The sequence below is a fragment of the Rhodanobacter sp. FW021-MT20 genome (assembly GCF_041107475.1).
GTDB lineage: Bacteria > Pseudomonadota > Gammaproteobacteria > Xanthomonadales > Rhodanobacteraceae > Rhodanobacter_A > Rhodanobacter_A glycinis.
Window position 1 is genome coordinate 152,178 of sequence record NZ_JBGBPX010000008.1, and the last position, 15,908, is coordinate 168,085.

Sequence of the window (15,908 nt, forward strand, 5' to 3'; positions counted from 1 at the left end):
CTCAGGATGGCCGACGCCACCTGTCACATCATGCGTGGTCCGGATGTCCATTCCCCTTGTGTTTTCGTCCCGTTTGGCATGCCGGGAATGTCTCAGTTCGGCCAACTGCGGTCAGTCACAGCCTCAACCAAGTTGCCGCAAAGCTGACGTTTGATATGCAAACGGCGACGCCCCACCCATCCAACAGGGTTCGTACGAAACACGATTGGCTAACCTCAATCCGATCCCCTATTTCCGCACGCATGAGGCGCTAGTCGGCAGAAGGCAGTTGCAGGCGCGGGAACACCATCGTCATGGTAGTGCCGACGCCGGACGTGGACTCGACGTCCACGAAACCGCCGGCCTGGCGCACCACGCCGTAGACCTGGGCCAGGCCTAGGCCGGTGCCGCTGCCTTCGGGCTTCGTGGTGAAGTAGGGTTCGAACAACCGCTCGCGCACGCTCTCGTCCATGCCGCTGCCGTTGTCGATCACAGCCAGGGTCACGTAGTCGCCAGCCGGTCGCAGCGTGCTGCCGTGCTCCGCGGTCACCGTCAACCCACCCAGCCGCACAGTGATCACACCCTGCCCGCCGCAGGCATCACGGGCGTTGATGCACAGGTTAATGAAGGCCTGCTCGATCGCATGACGGTCGCACATGGTCGACAGTGCGGTGGCGGCACGCTCGATCTGGAAATCCATACCGGCGCCGAGGCTGTGCCGCGCGAAATTCTCGATGTCACCTACGATGCCGACCAGCTCGACCGGCTCGGGCGTGTAGCGATGCACGCGAGCGAATGCCAGCAGGCGCTGCGCCAGCTGCGCAGCATGGTGCACGCCGTCCATCGAATAGCCCAGCAAGCGGCGCTGACTATCGGTGAGGTTGGCCGGATCGTCCTGGATGCTGCTGAGCGCGACCACAGCAATCTGCAGCATGTTGGAGAAGTCATGCGATAGGCCAGCCACCAGTTGACCGATGGCCTCGTTCTTCTGCGATTGTAGCGCAGCGTGCTCTGCGACCGCTTGGGCCGCGCTGGCCAGGCCAAGCTGAAGCTTCAGCGACTGCTCACGGCCCGCGCCCTGCTGATGTGAAACCCGTGCGCGCGCCAACTGGTCAACCAGCCTCTGGTTGCGAACCGTGCTGACGGCGCGAGCGGATTCGCTGAGACTGAGTCTGCTGGCCAGGCCGACGATCGCCGTGTCCAGCGCCAGCTTCGCTTCGACCGCTTCAGTGATGTCGTGACAGATCACAGCCATGCCATCGACCTGATGGGTCGCATCCACATACGGGTGAACGCTGATCAGCCACCAGCCCGGCTCGCCGCTGGCCGATGGCAGCACCTGGGTGAACTGCATGGATCGGCCGGTGCGCGCGGTGGCCAAAGATGCTTCGAGCACGTCACGGGCCGCTTCCGGCCAAAACGTGGCCAGCGGTTGGCTGAGCGCGGCAGCCGGATCGGCGATGCACAACACGGCGCAGCCGCTGGCATTGATGCGGGTAATATGACCGCGCAAGTCGAGTTCGTGGACGCCGTCCGCCGAAAAGGCGAGCAATTGCCGGTAGCGCTCAAGATCGTTCATTTGTGCACTCGTCATGGAGACCGAGCATAGGGCTAATTCGGCCTCACCGCGTGTTTACATGGCGCGGGTCAAGGTCGGTGCATCTTCTGCCCGAGATCACTCATGACTTTTACCCCGACCAGAACCATCTTGCTGGCCGAAGATGACCGCAACGCCCGTGAAGTCACGGCGCTGGTGTTAGAGGCCGCAGGCTACAAGGTGATCACGACCGGCAATGGCACCATCGCACTGGATATCCTGCAGAACGACGCCACCGTCGACCTGTTGCTGAGCGATATCCAGATGCCTGGCGGTATCGATGGCATCGAACTCGCTAGGCGCGTGCAGATGAAGCGGCAGATGCCGATCGTGCTCACTTCGGCGGATCCACGCAGCAGCTTCACATGGTTTCCCGACAACGTGATCTTCCTGCCCAAGCCCTACGATCGCCGCGCGCTGCTAGCCGCGGTGACGGTGCTGCCATGGCCGGCAGCCGCCTGATGCCTCCACGTTCGGAGTCGGTCATCGCTGAGCCAGCTTTTGCAGGAAACTTGCTGCCGTGTAGTTCGGATGAAGACGATGTGGGCAAATCCATGACCGCACAGCTGAGCCGTCGGCAGCCAATAAGCCACAGGCGCTAAACGAACACGTAGCTAGTTTCCACGGAACCACGACGACAGCAGGATTGATCAGACCATCCGAAGCCCCCGTCGATGCTCGTAGGCACCGGCTCTTCATGCGCGACGCCAGCTCAGCGACCTGCCCGCACTGTGGTAATCACCAGCGGCGATAACTAGCCGTTCCGAAAGCAGACGGTCGCCACCGGCAGCTTCACGTCGAACATTGCCCATTCGTGGCATCGGTGCACGCTAGCAGGCTCCACCAACTCGGTAGGAGTCTGCTATGAGTACGATCAATCCATCCGCTCAGCGCCATGAACCCTGGAACAAGGGCAAGCTCTCCGGTCAGAAGGCACCGCTCAGGCTCCGCGACATCTGGGCAATTCGCATCCGCCTGCAGCTCGCAAGAAAGACTCGCGACCTTGCATTGTTCGATCTGGCAATCGACAGCAAGCTCAGGGCATGTGATTTGGTCAAGTTGCGTGTACGCGATGTCGGCTCTGCGGATCACATTTCCTCTCGCACCATCGTGCTTCAACAGAAGACGCAGCGCCCGGTTCAGTTTGAAATCACCGCACCGACGCGAGATGCAATTTCCGCTTGGATCAAACAGGCTCAGCTTCAATCCAACGCCTTTCTGTTCCCAAGCAGGATCCGCAACTCGGACCACTTGTCGACCCGGCAGTACGCACGAATCGTCAATGCATGGATCGAAGGAATCGGATTGGATGTCGCTGCGTACGGTACGCACACCATGCGGCGTACAAAGGCTACGCTCATCTATCGACGGACGAAGAACCTACGTGCCGTGCAACTGCTCCTTGGACATACCAAGCTCGAAAGCACGGTCCGATACCTTGGCATCGAAGTGGAAGATGCTCTTGAGATCGCAGAGCAGACCGAAGTCTGATCGGAAAGGCTGTGCGCCGGATAGCGGCACAAGGCACGGTCGCTATCCGGCCAGGTGCTGCCGGTCGCAGCTTGAATCGGGTTGCTCGATAGCGGATGTTGGCGATTTACTTGCCGCGACGTGTTGCTGATCATCGTTATTCTTGGAAGTGTCCGCGTTAACGAGGTAGAACCCCGATGAGGGCCGCAGGAGTGTCTTCAGGCAAGTGCGTTTACCCGACTACGGCTGTGCCGAAATCGACAGGCTGGCGCCATGGCCGACCTTGTCGGACCAGAACAAGCGACGTCCCGAGCTGGTTTCCGGCAGGATGTAGACGATGCCGCTGGTGTGCGTGAATGCCGGGCTGACAAACCTCTGATAAAACTTCAATGGCACGTTGATGCAGCCGTAAGAAATGCGGTTGTCCGCAGATGTTGGGCTCTGCAAGCGCTGGGCGCGGTGCTCCTGCGGAGTCCCCTTGACCACCGCGTGCAGCGCGATGGCATCCTTGTAGTCGACCCACAGGATCTCCTTGCCGTGCGGATCGTGAGCCAGCGATGATACGAAGCGACCTGCCGGGGTGATGCGATCCTGCGGACGAATGGTCGCCATCCTTTCGTCGCCAACCCCTGCGACCGAGCGATCGCCCCGCGCTAGCCCGAGCAGCACGGGTGCAGCGGCCCGCAGGTGTCCGGCCGCATCGAACGCGAACACTGCGGCATCGGTCTTGTCGATGATCAGATAAGGCATGCCACCGTTGTCGCGCGACGCTATCACCCACTGCACCAGTTCGGTCACCTCCGCTGATGGTGGATTCAATCCGACCCCCGGCGCTGGTGGGCGCCCGGCGACGGCCGAAGCCTCACCCGTGGAGCTGAGGCGGGTGGATGCCGGGTCGATCCAAGGCCTCGCCGCGACGGTCGACGAATGGCAGGCGATGACCAGCGTCAACGCCACCAGCAGGTGGCCAAGGCCTTCGTTCGCCGGAACTCTTGCGGCATCCGCCAAAACCATCCACGGTCGCGCGGGTATCGTGTACCACATCAGTTTCGTGCTGGCTTTGGCTTGTACACCGGCGCCACATAGGGAGGAGTGACTCTCAAGATCGGCGGCGGCACCGGAGCCTCCAGCATCGTCATGACCAACGGTGACTCGTGCGTCACTTCAACCAGCGTGGCCGGCGCTGGAGCCCACCCCGGCAGCGGCATCGGCACGCCCAGCGGCGGTGCCCCCGTCGGCAGAATCGGCGGGGGCGGGGGCGGGGGCGGGGGCGGGGGCGGGGGCGGAGGCGGAGGCGGGGGCGGAGCTGGAGCTGGAGCTGGAGCTGGAGCTGGAGCCGGAGCCGGAGCCGGTGCTGGTGCTGGTGCTGGTGCTGGTGCCGGTGCCGGTGCCGGTGCCGGTGCCGGTGCTGGTGCTGGTGCTGCGGTGATCGTCCCGGTGGTATGTGCCAGCACCGGTCCGCAGCAATTCAGCGGTAGCGCGTAAGAACCCGCATTCGGTCCAGACAAGGTGTAGCCGGTGTAGGTGATCCCTTTGTTCACGCCGACGTCGGGGGTGATGAAGTTGGCACTGCTGCCGGCGCCATTGACCAGCGTCACCCCCGACGGGCTGCCCTTCAATCCGGTCAGCGTGGTTGCGGTGGTGCCGTCGTAGGTCTTGTCGCCGCCGGCGGCGAACACCAGCATGAATTGGCTGAGGGTGGCTCCCTGGGTAAGAGTGAACTTGTTGGAGTAATCCGTCGGCGCCGCGTAGGAAACCGGGTTGTAGTAGATGTTGACCGGGGCCTTGGTGACCGTTGCCAGCGGTGCCAGCGAATCGAACACGACCGTGCCGCCGGCAATACCAGGACCCGTACCATCCGAATCCGCACTCAGGGTCATGCCCAGTGGCAAACCCAGGCTGCGGGTGGGGTCGGCGGTGCCGCGGGTCAGGGTGAGCGCGGAGAACACATTGACGTTGTTCCCTGCGCACATCAGCAGGTTGCCGTCCGTGACCGTGATCGCCGCACGCTGATTGATGTCGTTGCCCGCGCTGAGCTTGACGCTGCCGTTGGTGGTGGTGATGGCCCCGCTGACGTTGACATCGCGCCCGCAGCACACCGAGAAATTGCCATTGGTGGCAGTAACCGCGGCGTTGATGTTCACGTCGCGATTGGCATTAAGCGCCAGCGTGGTGGGCGTCCCGCTGGCAGTCCAGCTCACCGCATCGTTGATGAAGATATCGCCATTGCCGGTGCCGGTCGTGCCGGTGGTGTCGATGGTGATGTTGTTGGTGACCAGTTCAGCCGAGAGCGTCGCGCCGGAAATGTTATCGCCCGGGGCGCTGCCCACCGTGTAGTCCAGCGGATCGATCCGCCATTGGCCAGTCTTTCCCTGGGCTGCCAGCGTACTGACCTTGCTGCCGACGGCGACGTTGACGTGGGCTGCGGACGTCTCGATGAGCCCACCGTCGCCACCGACCGGAGCGCTCGCGTCCAGGCTGCCGGCGAGGTTCACGCTGCCGCTTTGCATGTCGCCCAGCAGCAGGATCGTGCCATTGTGGTTCTCGATCGTCTGCGCCTGGATCATCCCGGTGTTGTTGACCACCGTATTGAGCAGGTTGCCCGCCGCCTGCGCCGTGAGCAGCACGCGACCGCCATCGGCCTGAATCATGCCGCCATTGCTGACCAGCGCATTGACCGCTCCCTGCGACACCGACACGTTCAACAGGCCGTCACCGGCCACGTCCAGCGTGACCGCCTCACCGCTGGCCAGCGCCACGCTGCCGAGTCGGGCCGAGATGATGCCCTGGTTGCTGACGCTGCGACCCAGCAGTGCGACATAGCCACCGCTGGCCGCGCCGATCCGTCCCTGGTTGATGATCGAGCCGGCGCCGGCGTTGGCAAATACATAGTGGCCGGCCATGAAGTTGGCGTCAGTGATGCCCATGGTGGAGGCCACCAGGCCACCGACGTTGACCGACGCGCCACTGCCGAACAGGATCCCGTTCGGATTGACCAGGAAGACGTTGCCGTTGGACGTGAGGTTGCCCAGGATCACCGATGGATCGGCGCCCAGTACGCGGTTCAGCGCCACCGACGTGCGGCCAGGCTGCATGAATTGCACGGTATCGCCCGCGCCGATACTGAAACTCTGCCAGTTGATGATGACGTTCGCGCTGGACTGGGTGATTGTGGTGGTGCTGCCGTTGCTGGTGATGCTGGCCTGCCCGGCCGTCACCACCCCACCGGTGGGAACCGTCGCGTGGGCGGGTATGGCCAGCGCCAGCATCAGCGATGCCGACAATGCGCGGATGGTGAGCGACGTCAACCGGGCACCCGGGCCGGCGCAGGATCGGCTCTTCGTAGGGGTGCGGCAGGCGATTCCGGCCGCCACGCCAATGGGATGGACGTGCGTGTTCTGGGTGGGACAATCAGTGCGGTTCATGGTGAATTCTCGAATGCTTTTTCAGGACCCTGCGCCAGGGCCAAACGGGCTCAGAAGTACTTGATCAGCTGGATCCAGAAGCGTTCCGACCTGTCCGGTGCCGACATCGCACGCTCGCTGCCGAGCTTTTGCGCGTAGTACGCCCTCACTGAGAAGTCACCCGGATCCTCCCAGGTGGCTCCCACGCCAACGCTGCTCAGCGTGCGGCTGTTGGACCCCGCGTACCACGGGTGTTCGTTGATGGTGATATGCCCGGTATCCACAAAGCCGAGCAGATGCACCTGCCCCGGCACGTGAGCTGATAATCCGACGAGCAGCAAGCGCGCTTCCAAGCTGGCCAGGTAACCCGCGTCGCCAAAGCCCTCACCCTGCGGATAGGCGCGAATGCCGTCCATGCCGCCAAGCACCAGTTTCTCGGAGGGGTCCAGATTTTTAGACGCCAGCTGGCCGGTGAAGCTGCCGTAAAGCGATACCACATCGGTCACCCGCTGCAGTCGCGCGAGGTTGAACCAGAGCTTGCTGTAAGACCCGTTGGTGCGCGCACTGACTGCGTCGGCCGCCCTTGCTGCCGGCGTCTGAATGTCGAGGGAACCGGCAGAAAGGCCCACGAAGAAGGTGGTCACACCGCCGCCGCCAAGGCCGTCCTGATGACTGCCGTAAAGCTGGGCTGTCGCCACGTGCGCCTGTCGATCGCTGACCGAGTGGAACAGGTCGATGTTGTCCTGAAAGGTCTTGTCTTCGTAAACCAGCCCGGCGGTGAGATTGGTGTCGCGCGAGCGTATCAGCGGGTAGTAGCCATAGACGCTGGCCACTTCGGCCGAACCATGTGCGCCGAGGCTCCTGAACTGCCTTCCCAGCACGTATTCAAGCTTGCTGTAGGCCACACCCACCGTGGCACGACCCACTTCCAGCTGATAGGACGCGCGTCCGTAGCGGAGCCCCCGGCCCGACGTCAGCACACGCAGGCTGGCGACATCACCGAGCCCGAGAGGATCATTGAGGTTCACCGTGGCGCCAATGCGGTATTCCCCGGTGTAAGGGTTGCCGGCATTGTCCGCATCCACACTGCCTGACACCCGCCGACCGGGAGTGACATCGACGAGCAGGTCGGAACTTCCCGGCGTGGCTCCTGGCGACAACGTCGAGGAAACATGCACACCGGGCACATCGGAAAGCAGCAGCAGGCGGCTTTCCAGTGGCTTGATCGTGATCGGATCACCGGTGTTCAATCCGTCCAGCTTGCTCCGGGCAAGACGACCAGACAGATTGGTGCTGTTGTTCAAGGTCACCTTGCCATAGCGGCCTTCGCTGACCGCGATGGTCACCTCATTGCCGATGACCTTCTGCGCGGGCAAAAACGCTCGTGCCACGAAGTAACCGTGGCTCCGATAGAACTCGGTGATGCGTGAAGCCATCACCTGCAGATCCGCCAGCGAGAGCTGCGCGCCGGGATGGAAATCGGCGACACCCAGCAGTTTCGCCTCGGAGAAAACATGCTCACCTGACACATGCAGTGTTTTCACCAGCACCCTTACCGAGTTCTCACCCGACGTCGGCGGTGCAGTCGTCTGCTCGATGCGAATATCCGGCGCGACCTGTTGCGGCACCGGCGGTAGCGGGAGCTGCTGCAGCTGACTGCCGGCCCCGGGCACCTCTTGCGCCCAGGCAGCATGAGCCAGCGCCAGCAGCGCCAGCGGCAATAAACTGTTCTTCTTCATGTCGAACTTCCTTGCGCGGCTTCCGCGCACGGGCATGCTCGGGCCGTGCGACAAATACGCTGATGAGTGATGTGGCGAGAGATCTGTACTGCTTCTTGCCAGACTGGATGCCGCAGAGGACATCAGCCTGAGAACTACGCTGCATGACGTCGCGCTGCCGTGAAACCCCATTTGGAAACAGGCACTCGCGCGATGCACCCAGTCAAGAGTGCGGCAAGAGCACGCGCCAGAGACATTTCGGAAAGTGAGCTTGCCCGAGTTTGATAGACACCTACCGTAAACCGTAAGGTTCACCCAGAGGTCGTCATCATGTCCAAACGTATACGTCGTCGTTTCACCGACGAATTCAGGTCTCGCACCGCAGCCATGGTCATCGAAGAAGGACTGCCGTCGCTCTCGAGAAATTGGCTTCCCTAAAGCAGCCGCTCACCACCGGCAGCAACGGGTCGACAGCGGTCGTACGCCAGCCATCGGCTCTGGGTGCGGTCAGCATCGGTACGGCGGTTAGGGATTGCCGGAACGGATGGTCACGGAATGCGCAGATGATTCCGCGCCCCTTGTCAGATTATCGAGGGAATCGTCGTAACCGACATCAAACGCCATTCACCAAGCGACAAACCGGGCCACCTAGATTGACGCCCGTCTTCACCCCGGCCGCAGTGAAGTCGACATAGACCTCGTTTCCCGCCGCAAACCTCGGCCAGAGCGGCAAGCCTTTGCCGTTGGGGTTGCCCGTCTTGATGAAATTGGCGTAATACGCCTGCAAAGTTACGCTCGGCCTGCTGCGATTCAACGGCAAGCCGTTATACAGATACGGCAGATCAGCCCCATGATGCGACGGCTTGCCGCTGGACTCCACGGAAACCTGATCACGCCAAGACGCACTGCCGGTCGCCGCGTGCATGCGCAGCACGTTGTTGCCGCTGCAGCGAAAATCGGTATCCGTTCCCATGCGATCGACCAGGGGGCCATAGCTGGCATCGAAGTGTCCAAGAGGCGGATGTCCGTCGAGGCCGTAATAACGTTTTGCCGCGGCAGTATCCGTGCCGAAAGCGATATGCATGCGTTTGGGTATTTGCGGGCCGCCACCAGGGACTTCCAACTCGATCCGATTGGAGGAGATAACATAGGGAATCTTGCTAACCTCGCCCAGCGCCAGGCTGAGCGCCGGAGGCGCCGTGATCACACGCCCATCGACCACTGCCTGCAGCCACATGTAATCATCACTGGTCAGCGCCTTGCTGTGCAGCTTCAGATCACCAGCCAGCAGCTTGGACACTGACACGGCACGCAGGGCAGACAAGGTGTCGGGCACACCGATTGCCGCGGCCAGTTGCGTGCCAATGGCCTCGTTCTGCGCCAGCGTGCGTGCGGGCTGGCCGAAGCCGGGTGAGCCACTGGATTCCCACGCACCCGCAAACAGGCTGTGCTTGAGGTGAGCCAGCATCAACAGGCCCACATCCTGGCCACCGGCTGATTCGCCACTAATCGTCACCCGTTGCGGATCCCCGCCAAACCGGGCGATGTTGTCGTGCACCCACTGCAAAGCCTTGATCTGATCCATTAAACCGTAATTGCCCGAACTTCCGCGCTGCTCGGCAGTCAGCGCCGGCAGTGACAGAAAGCCCAGTACGCCGAGGCGGTACTGAATGGCCACCACCACAATGCCTTGCCTGGTCAGATTGGTCTGGACCGTACCCGCGGCCGAACCGCAGCGATTCGATCCACCATGGATAACCACCAGCACCGGCAGGTGCGCATGTGGATCGAGTTTGGGTGTATGGATGTTCAGATAGAGGCAGTTCTCGTTGTAACGATGCGCGTCAACTGAATTCCAGTGGTAGTCATTCTGAGGACACGATGGCGGTTCCACGAGCGCCGAACGCACACCATGCCAGGGCATCACATTCTGCGGCGCTCGCCAGCGCAACGTGCCCAGTGGCGGCGCCGCAAAAGGTATGCCCAGAAAAACTGCGCCACCGGTGCCATCTGCCTTGCCTACCAGTTGGCCTTGCATCACGGTCACCTTCGGCCCCACCACCTTGGCCAACACAGGTAACGTCACCAACATAGACAAAGCAAACATTGCCGCGCGAAGCCAAATCGTCCAGCCAACATGTCGCATCATTGAACTCCTGACTCTCGACGAAGAACCCCACGTGGCATATGGCGACCAAGCGCGGCAGCATAAGGCGATGCCCGACGGCGAGTTGAAGGACGCGGTCAAGCGCGCCGAGCATATGCAGGCGGCCGTTCGCTCCAGGGTGAACACCCGTTCCGGGTAGTGGAGCGGCAGTTTGGCTGCCGGAAGGTGCGCCTCAAGGGATTGCTCAACAACACGTCTCAAGTTCTGAGGCTGTTCGCGATGTCGAATCTGCGGATGACGCGGCGAATCTTGTTGGCGTCTTCTGGAGAGGTGCGTCAGTATCGTGGGTCGGGTGGACATGAGCGTGGGCTCGTTCAAGCTTCGCGTCTAGGCGGTGCGGTGGAACCACGCACCACCAGCTCTGGCTTGAAACCTTCGTTCTCGACCTTGCCTCCACGGATGTGTGCGATCAAAAGACGTGTGGCACGCTCGATGATGAGGTCTTCGGGCTGTCGCGCGGTAGTAAGTGGTGGCCACGACTGACGAGAGAATGGACTGTCCTCGAATCCGGCGATCGAGATGTCGTGAGGAATCTGTAAGCCGTCAGAGCGTGCGGCGGCCAGTGCGCCAGCCGCGATTTCGTCATTGGAGCCGAAGATGGCCGTTGGTGGACGTGCCAAGCTAAGCAAGCGTCGTGCTCCACGAAAGCCATCGTCGAATAGATAGTCGCCCTGTACGATCAATTCTTCGCTTGGCACGACGTTATAGTCCCGCAATGCTTCCCTGTAACCGTCGAAGCGTTCTGCGCTCGCGTGGTGGGATTTGCCGCCCTTCAAAAAACCAATCCGGCGATGGCCGAGGTGTATGAGGTGAGCTGTGATCGAATAGGCCGCGTTGCGGTCATCTATGTACACGCAAGGTGAGTTGCCGCCCGGGTCGGCACTCGAAGACAGGACCAGCGCTACTGGAATCTTGCAGTCACGCAGTGACATCAGGGCACTGCTGCGCTCCGATACGGGTGGGGCTAGCACGATTCCTGCAAGTCCCAAGCGATTCGAGAAGTCGCGCAATTTTTCTGCAAGATTGGGGGCGCTTGAATTGAAGGGGTGCACGTGCAACCCGAATCCAAGATCGTCGCACGCCGTCAACGCGCCCTGCAGCGCTGCCACGATGAGGTATGCGTTGGGGTTATCGTAAGCTAAACCTATCGTATAAGCCCTCGCGCCGCTCAACCCACGCGCGAACAGGTTGGGGCGATAGTCGAGCAGCTCGATCGCGCGCATGACCCGCGAGCGCGTTTCCTTGCGCACTGAATCTCCGCCGTTGATTACGCGCGATACCGTGGCTGACGATACGCCAGCCCGGGTTGCGACGTCCTGCAACGTTGGGGTTCCCGAAGCTTGCTCTTTTGGTTCTTGTGTCATGTTCAGGACCTTTCTGCGTGCGTGTTGTGGTCAATCGCTGCGTAGTTGCGGATTTTGCGCGTCGGCGTACGTGTTGGTTCGAGTCGGTGAGCGAGCATGCGCAGTCGCGCGTAGCAGCCTTGGTGCGAGGGTCGACTTGAGCGAGTATAGCATTGTAAGCGCTTTCATAAAGCGCACGAAATTGTTCGCCACTCGCTAGATTGCCTTCTTTCAAGGTGCCGCGACGCCAAGTGTGGATATATTGCGCAGCAACATATTAGTCGCAATATATTGTGATATTACATATAAATAACTAATTTATATATACATTTAATGTACGAAAAAATCATTGCATTGCAGTTTGACTTTTCATCACCCTGTTATAAAAATGGTCCCATAAATTTGGTGGCGCTTACAGTTCCTGCTTCCCTGTGAGGAGGTCGTGATGGGGTGCCACGGTTGTTCTGGGGGTGATAGGGCAGCCGACAGCGCGTCGCAGCGAGTGGAACTCTGATTGGTCCAAACTGGGGAGCGGGGCATTGCATACACGAGCACGATTACTGGGTCGTGGATTTCTTCGGACATCCCTTTTGTGTGCATTGGCCGTCGCCGCGGTGATGGCTCTCCCGCGCATTGCGCGCGCGGATTCGGTATCCGGTCCCTGGAACGTCACGGTGCCGAGTGGCGGCGTTGGCTTCAGCCACTCGATGCCCGCTGGCGCAGGCATGCTCGATGCGAATGCTGATTGGACCGTGTATGCGTGGGTGCGGCCACGGGCACTACCCGTGGGTCGCCAGCTGGTTGCGGGTCTAGGTGACACCGATGGTGTGGCGCGTTATTTCATGCTCGATGGTGGCCATCTGGGCTTTTGGTGGGGCGATGCCCACGAGATAGTCACGAAGTCGGTGTTGCGAGCAAACGCGTGGCAGTTCATCGCTGCGGTGGAACGTGGTGGCCGTTTGCAGTTGTACGTCAACGCCACGCAAGTCGCATCCGTGCCCGCCCAGGGTGGTGTGGTAAACCCGGTGCTTCAGATTGGCCCGGTACAGCAGCCATGGCCAAACGCCGAACACTTCGGTGGTGAGGTTGCGGCATTTACCGTTGTTGATCATGCGGAAAACGCGAGCGAGCTCAAGCAAGTGTCCAACGGGACATCCCCGACAACTTTGACGCGTTACGAGCTCGCTGGAGGGCACTGGCCCCTGCAAACCCATCAGATGGCAGGGCAGGTGGTGCCGCAGCCGCCATCGACATTGCCGCGCAGTCGCGCTCCGTATTCTGCACCGCACGCGCGCCGGCCAGGGGCCCATCCACCGCTTGCTCAAAGCGGTGCCGACACTTGGGTCTTGGGCGATTGGTACCTGGCGTCCGCGACGAAGCTCGATAGCCCGGACGGGGACAAACTGTCGCTACCGACTTACACGCCAGGCGCCAAGCCCTGGATGCTGGCGACGGTGCCTGGCACCGTGCTGACTACGCTGGTTGATCGTGGGGTTTACCCGGATCCGGCGTACGGTCTAAACAACATGGCGATACCGGAATCGCTGCACGAGCATGATTGGTGGTATCGCACAACGTTTGACTTGCCCGCAAGTTTTGACGGAAAACAGCTGCAACTCACGTTTGACGGTGTCAACTACGCGGCTGAAGTATGGGTCAATGGCTCGCGGGTCGGGGACATTCGTGGGGCGTTCATCAGGGGCAAATTTGACGTCACCAAACTGCTCAAGCCGGGGCAGCGCAACGCCATCGCAGTGCGTGTTGCGCCGCCGCCGCACCCAGGTGTTGCGCAGGAGGAGTCATTGACCGCTGGGCCTGGACCCAATGGTGGCGAGGAGGCACTGGATGGCCCCACGTTTATCGCGTCCGAGGGGTGGGACTGGATACCCTCGATCAGGGACAGGAACATGGGGCTGTGGCAGCCCGTAACATTGCATGCAACGGGTGCAGTGCGCTTGGGCGCCCCGCGCATCGTCAGCCACATCCCGGTTCCGGACCTGACTCGGGCGGACGTGGACATCGACGTTCCGCTGACAAACCCCACGCAGCGTTCCGTGCGGGGCACCTTGGAACTGTCATTCGGCGAGGTGCATATCTCCCGCTCGGTCGACGTTCCACCAGGTGGCACCGTGGTCAGTCTGACCCCTGCGAACACCCCCCAGCTTGCGCTGCACAATCCCCATCTATGGTGGCCAAACGGGTACGGGGATCCCTACCTCTACAAGTTGAATATGAGTTTCGAGGTCGGCGATGAGGTCTCGGATACACGTGCACTACATTTCGGCATTCGTCAGGTCAGCTACGAGTTGTCCTTGTTCAACTCGGCGGGTGACCTTGATCGTGTTCTTGTCACGCCGGACCTGAAACAGCACCACGCGGATCGTGTAGTCAATGTCGACTACAGGGCCATTCACCCCACGCAAAAGCCGCACATCTGGGCCTACTCGCTGATGCCGGGAATGGAGCACTCGCCCGCTGTTGCAGCGTTGCAGCCTTCCAGCCTTTCACCTTATCTGGTGCTTCGGGTCAATGGCGTACGCATCGCTGCCAAAGGGGGTAGTTGGGGCACCGACGATTTCATGAAGCGCGTGTCGCGTGAACGCCTTGAGCCGTACTTCAAGCTTCAGCGCGACGCGCATCTGAACATCATCCGCAACTGGGTTGGACAAAGCACAGAGCCTGCGTTCTACCAACTTGCCGACAAGTATGGATTGCTGATCATCAATGAGTTCTGGGAGTCCACGCAGGACTACAACATGGAGCCCATGGATGATTCTCTGTTCCTGCGCAATGCCGCCGATGTCATTCGACGGTACCAGAGCCACCCCTCCATCGTACTTTGGTTTGGGCGTAACGAAGGAGTACCCCAGCCGCTGCTAAACGAAAAGCTGGCCAAGCTCACCGCCGAGCTTGATGGCACGCGTCTTTATCTGCCCAGTTCCAACGACATCAATTTGTGGGTAAGTGGTCCGTACAACTATCAGCCGCCTCAGGATTATTTCACCAAATTGTCCAAGGGGTTTGCCGTCGAAGTAGGTACGCCCTCGTTTCCAACCGCGCGCGCATTCAGCGCAATGATGCCTAAGGCTGATCAATGGCCTATGAGTGATGATTGGGCATATCACGATTGGCACCCGTCTGGTAATGGCGATGTGCATGGTTTCATGGTGGCGATGGCCGAGAAGTTTGGCCATCCCACGAGCCTTGCCGATTTTGAGCGCAAGGCGCAGATGATGAACTACGTCAACTATCGCGCTCTATTCGAGGGATTCAATGCGCATCTGTGGACAGAAAACAGCGGGCGCATGCTGTGGATGTCGCAGCCGGCCTGGCCAGACACGATGTGGAGTATTTACAGCCACGACTACGATACGCAAGCGTCCTATTACGGTGTAATGGAGGCTGCGCAGCCCATGCACGTGCAGATGGACCTGCCTACACGTCAGATTACGGTCATCAACAATACGCGCGACGCATTGAAGGGCGGCCACGTGCAGGTCACCGTATATGGGCCCAAGAGCCAGGTGCTGACGGATACGAGTTGCCAAGTGACTGCAGCAGCCGGATCCGTAGTGCACGCGTGCCCGCGTCTGGAGCTAAGTGCCCAAGTGCGGCGCGAGGGCATGGTCTTCGTGGAGCTGGTACTGCGCAGCTCGAGCGGCGAGGAGCTGTCGCGGAATTTCTATTGGACAGGCACAAAGCCGGGCAGCTTGCGGACTCTCAATGCATTGCCGCAAGTGAAGCTGGAGCTTTCCGCAGTGCGTGAACGCGGCGGACAGGTGGACGTCAGTTTGGCGAACCCAAGCTCGAGCATGGCGCTCAATACGAAATTGACCTTGGTAGATGCGCAAGGACATCGAGTATTGCCGGTGTATTACTCCGACAACTACCTGAGCATTCCACCCGGCGGTTCACGACGAATTGAAATAGACGTTGATCCACAAGTGCCATTGAATGGTGCGGTGGTTTACCTGCACGGTTGGAACGCTGTCTCTGTGCACGAGAAGGTGTCTGCGCCACGACGTAGGCGGTAACGTTTCAAGCCAAATACATGCGCTGTCGCTGGCAGCCGATAATTAATCATTCCGCATTCAGTTCACATTTGTGCAAAGCGTGAGCGCTTGCACCCGAGGAGCGAGGCAATTTATATGATACCTGATTCCGTGACCACGTTACCACGCCGCCACCACCTTACGGCCGTCTATACGTCCAAGGAACAATCATGGTCTG

Annotated in this window: 9 protein-coding genes and 1 pseudogene; 4 read left to right on the forward strand and 6 right to left on the reverse strand. The window is 60.7% G+C overall.

Annotated features, from left to right (window positions below; all coding sequences use genetic code 11):
- Nucleotides 1–250: 250 nt before the first annotated feature.
- Nucleotides 251–1,558, reverse strand: a complete 1,308-nt coding sequence (locus tag AB7849_RS10765) for a PAS domain-containing sensor histidine kinase (RefSeq protein ID WP_008210682.1) — start codon at nt 1,556–1,558, stop codon at nt 251–253.
- Between the two features lie 102 nt (nt 1,559–1,660).
- Between AB7849_RS10765 and AB7849_RS10770 the strand changes: the two genes are divergently transcribed.
- Both AB7849_RS10770 and AB7849_RS10775 read left to right on the forward strand, forming a co-directional pair.
- Entirely contained in the window at nt 1,661–2,038 is a 378-nt protein-coding gene (locus AB7849_RS10770) for a response regulator (RefSeq protein WP_008210684.1), read from the forward strand.
- A gap of 402 nt (nt 2,039–2,440) precedes the next feature.
- Nucleotides 2,441–3,067 carry a tyrosine-type recombinase/integrase gene (locus tag AB7849_RS10775; protein ID WP_056766459.1) on the forward strand — a complete coding sequence of 209 codons (627 nt, stop codon included), beginning with the start codon at nt 2,441–2,443 and terminating at the stop codon, nt 3,065–3,067.
- A 219-nt stretch (nt 3,068–3,286) separates the two neighbouring features.
- On the opposite strand, the gene AB7849_RS10780 is transcribed toward AB7849_RS10775, so the two are convergent.
- The 4 genes from AB7849_RS10780 to AB7849_RS10795 form a co-directional block, all read right to left on the reverse strand.
- Nucleotides 3,287–4,054: a L,D-transpeptidase gene (locus AB7849_RS10780; RefSeq protein WP_369501062.1), complete on the reverse strand. Its 768-nt coding sequence runs from the start codon at nt 4,052–4,054 to the stop codon at nt 3,287–3,289.
- Nucleotides 4,055–4,089: 35 nt separating this feature from the next.
- Nucleotides 4,090–6,471: a two-partner secretion domain-containing protein gene (locus AB7849_RS10785; protein ID WP_369501063.1), complete on the reverse strand. Its 2,382-nt coding sequence runs from the start codon at nt 6,469–6,471 to the stop codon at nt 4,090–4,092.
- A gap of 50 nt (nt 6,472–6,521) precedes the next feature.
- A complete protein-coding gene (locus AB7849_RS10790) occupies nt 6,522–8,483 on the reverse strand; it encodes a ShlB/FhaC/HecB family hemolysin secretion/activation protein (RefSeq protein ID WP_202799641.1) in 1,962 nt (653 codons plus the stop codon).
- Nucleotides 8,484–8,781: 298 nt separating this feature from the next.
- Nucleotides 8,782–10,317 carry a carboxylesterase/lipase family protein gene (locus AB7849_RS10795; protein ID WP_369501064.1) on the reverse strand — a complete coding sequence of 512 codons (1,536 nt, stop codon included), beginning with the start codon at nt 10,315–10,317 and terminating at the stop codon, nt 8,782–8,784.
- 115 nt (nt 10,318–10,432) lie between these two features.
- Here AB7849_RS10795 and AB7849_RS10800 point away from each other — a divergent pair.
- Nucleotides 10,433–10,611: pseudogene (locus tag AB7849_RS10800) on the forward strand (IS5/IS1182 family transposase); the annotation flags it as partial.
- A gap of 38 nt (nt 10,612–10,649) precedes the next feature.
- Here AB7849_RS10800 and AB7849_RS10805 read toward each other — a convergent pair.
- Complete coding sequence (locus tag AB7849_RS10805; protein WP_050984316.1) at nt 10,650–11,699, reverse strand: LacI family DNA-binding transcriptional regulator; 1,050 nt, start codon at nt 11,697–11,699, stop codon at nt 10,650–10,652.
- A gap of 596 nt (nt 11,700–12,295) precedes the next feature.
- Between AB7849_RS10805 and AB7849_RS10810 the strand changes: the two genes are divergently transcribed.
- Nucleotides 12,296–15,712 (forward strand): glycosyl hydrolase 2 galactose-binding domain-containing protein, encoded by a 3,417-nt coding sequence (locus tag AB7849_RS10810; protein ID WP_439822717.1) that lies wholly within the window; start codon nt 12,296–12,298, stop codon nt 15,710–15,712.
- The last annotated feature ends 196 nt before the right edge of the window (nt 15,713–15,908 follow it).

Bases quoted from the DNA above. Each gene is read 5' to 3' on its own strand.
- AB7849_RS10770 (WP_008210684.1), top strand. From the start codon at position 1,661: ATGACTTTTACCCCGACCAGAACCATCTTGCTGGCCGAAGATGACCGC.
- AB7849_RS10765 (WP_008210682.1), bottom strand. From the start codon at position 1,558: ATGAACGATCTTGAGCGCTACCGGCAATTGCTCGCCTTTTCGGCGGAC.
- AB7849_RS10805 (WP_050984316.1), bottom strand. From the start codon at position 11,699: ATGACACAAGAACCAAAAGAGCAAGCTTCGGGAACCCCAACGTTGCAG.
- AB7849_RS10775 (WP_056766459.1), top strand. From the start codon at position 2,441: ATGAGTACGATCAATCCATCCGCTCAGCGCCATGAACCCTGGAACAAG.
- AB7849_RS10785 (WP_369501063.1), bottom strand. From the start codon at position 6,471: ATGAACCGCACTGATTGTCCCACCCAGAACACGCACGTCCATCCCATT.
- AB7849_RS10810 (WP_439822717.1), top strand. From the start codon at position 12,296: ATGGCTCTCCCGCGCATTGCGCGCGCGGATTCGGTATCCGGTCCCTGG.
- AB7849_RS10795 (WP_369501064.1), bottom strand. From the start codon at position 10,317: ATGATGCGACATGTTGGCTGGACGATTTGGCTTCGCGCGGCAATGTTT.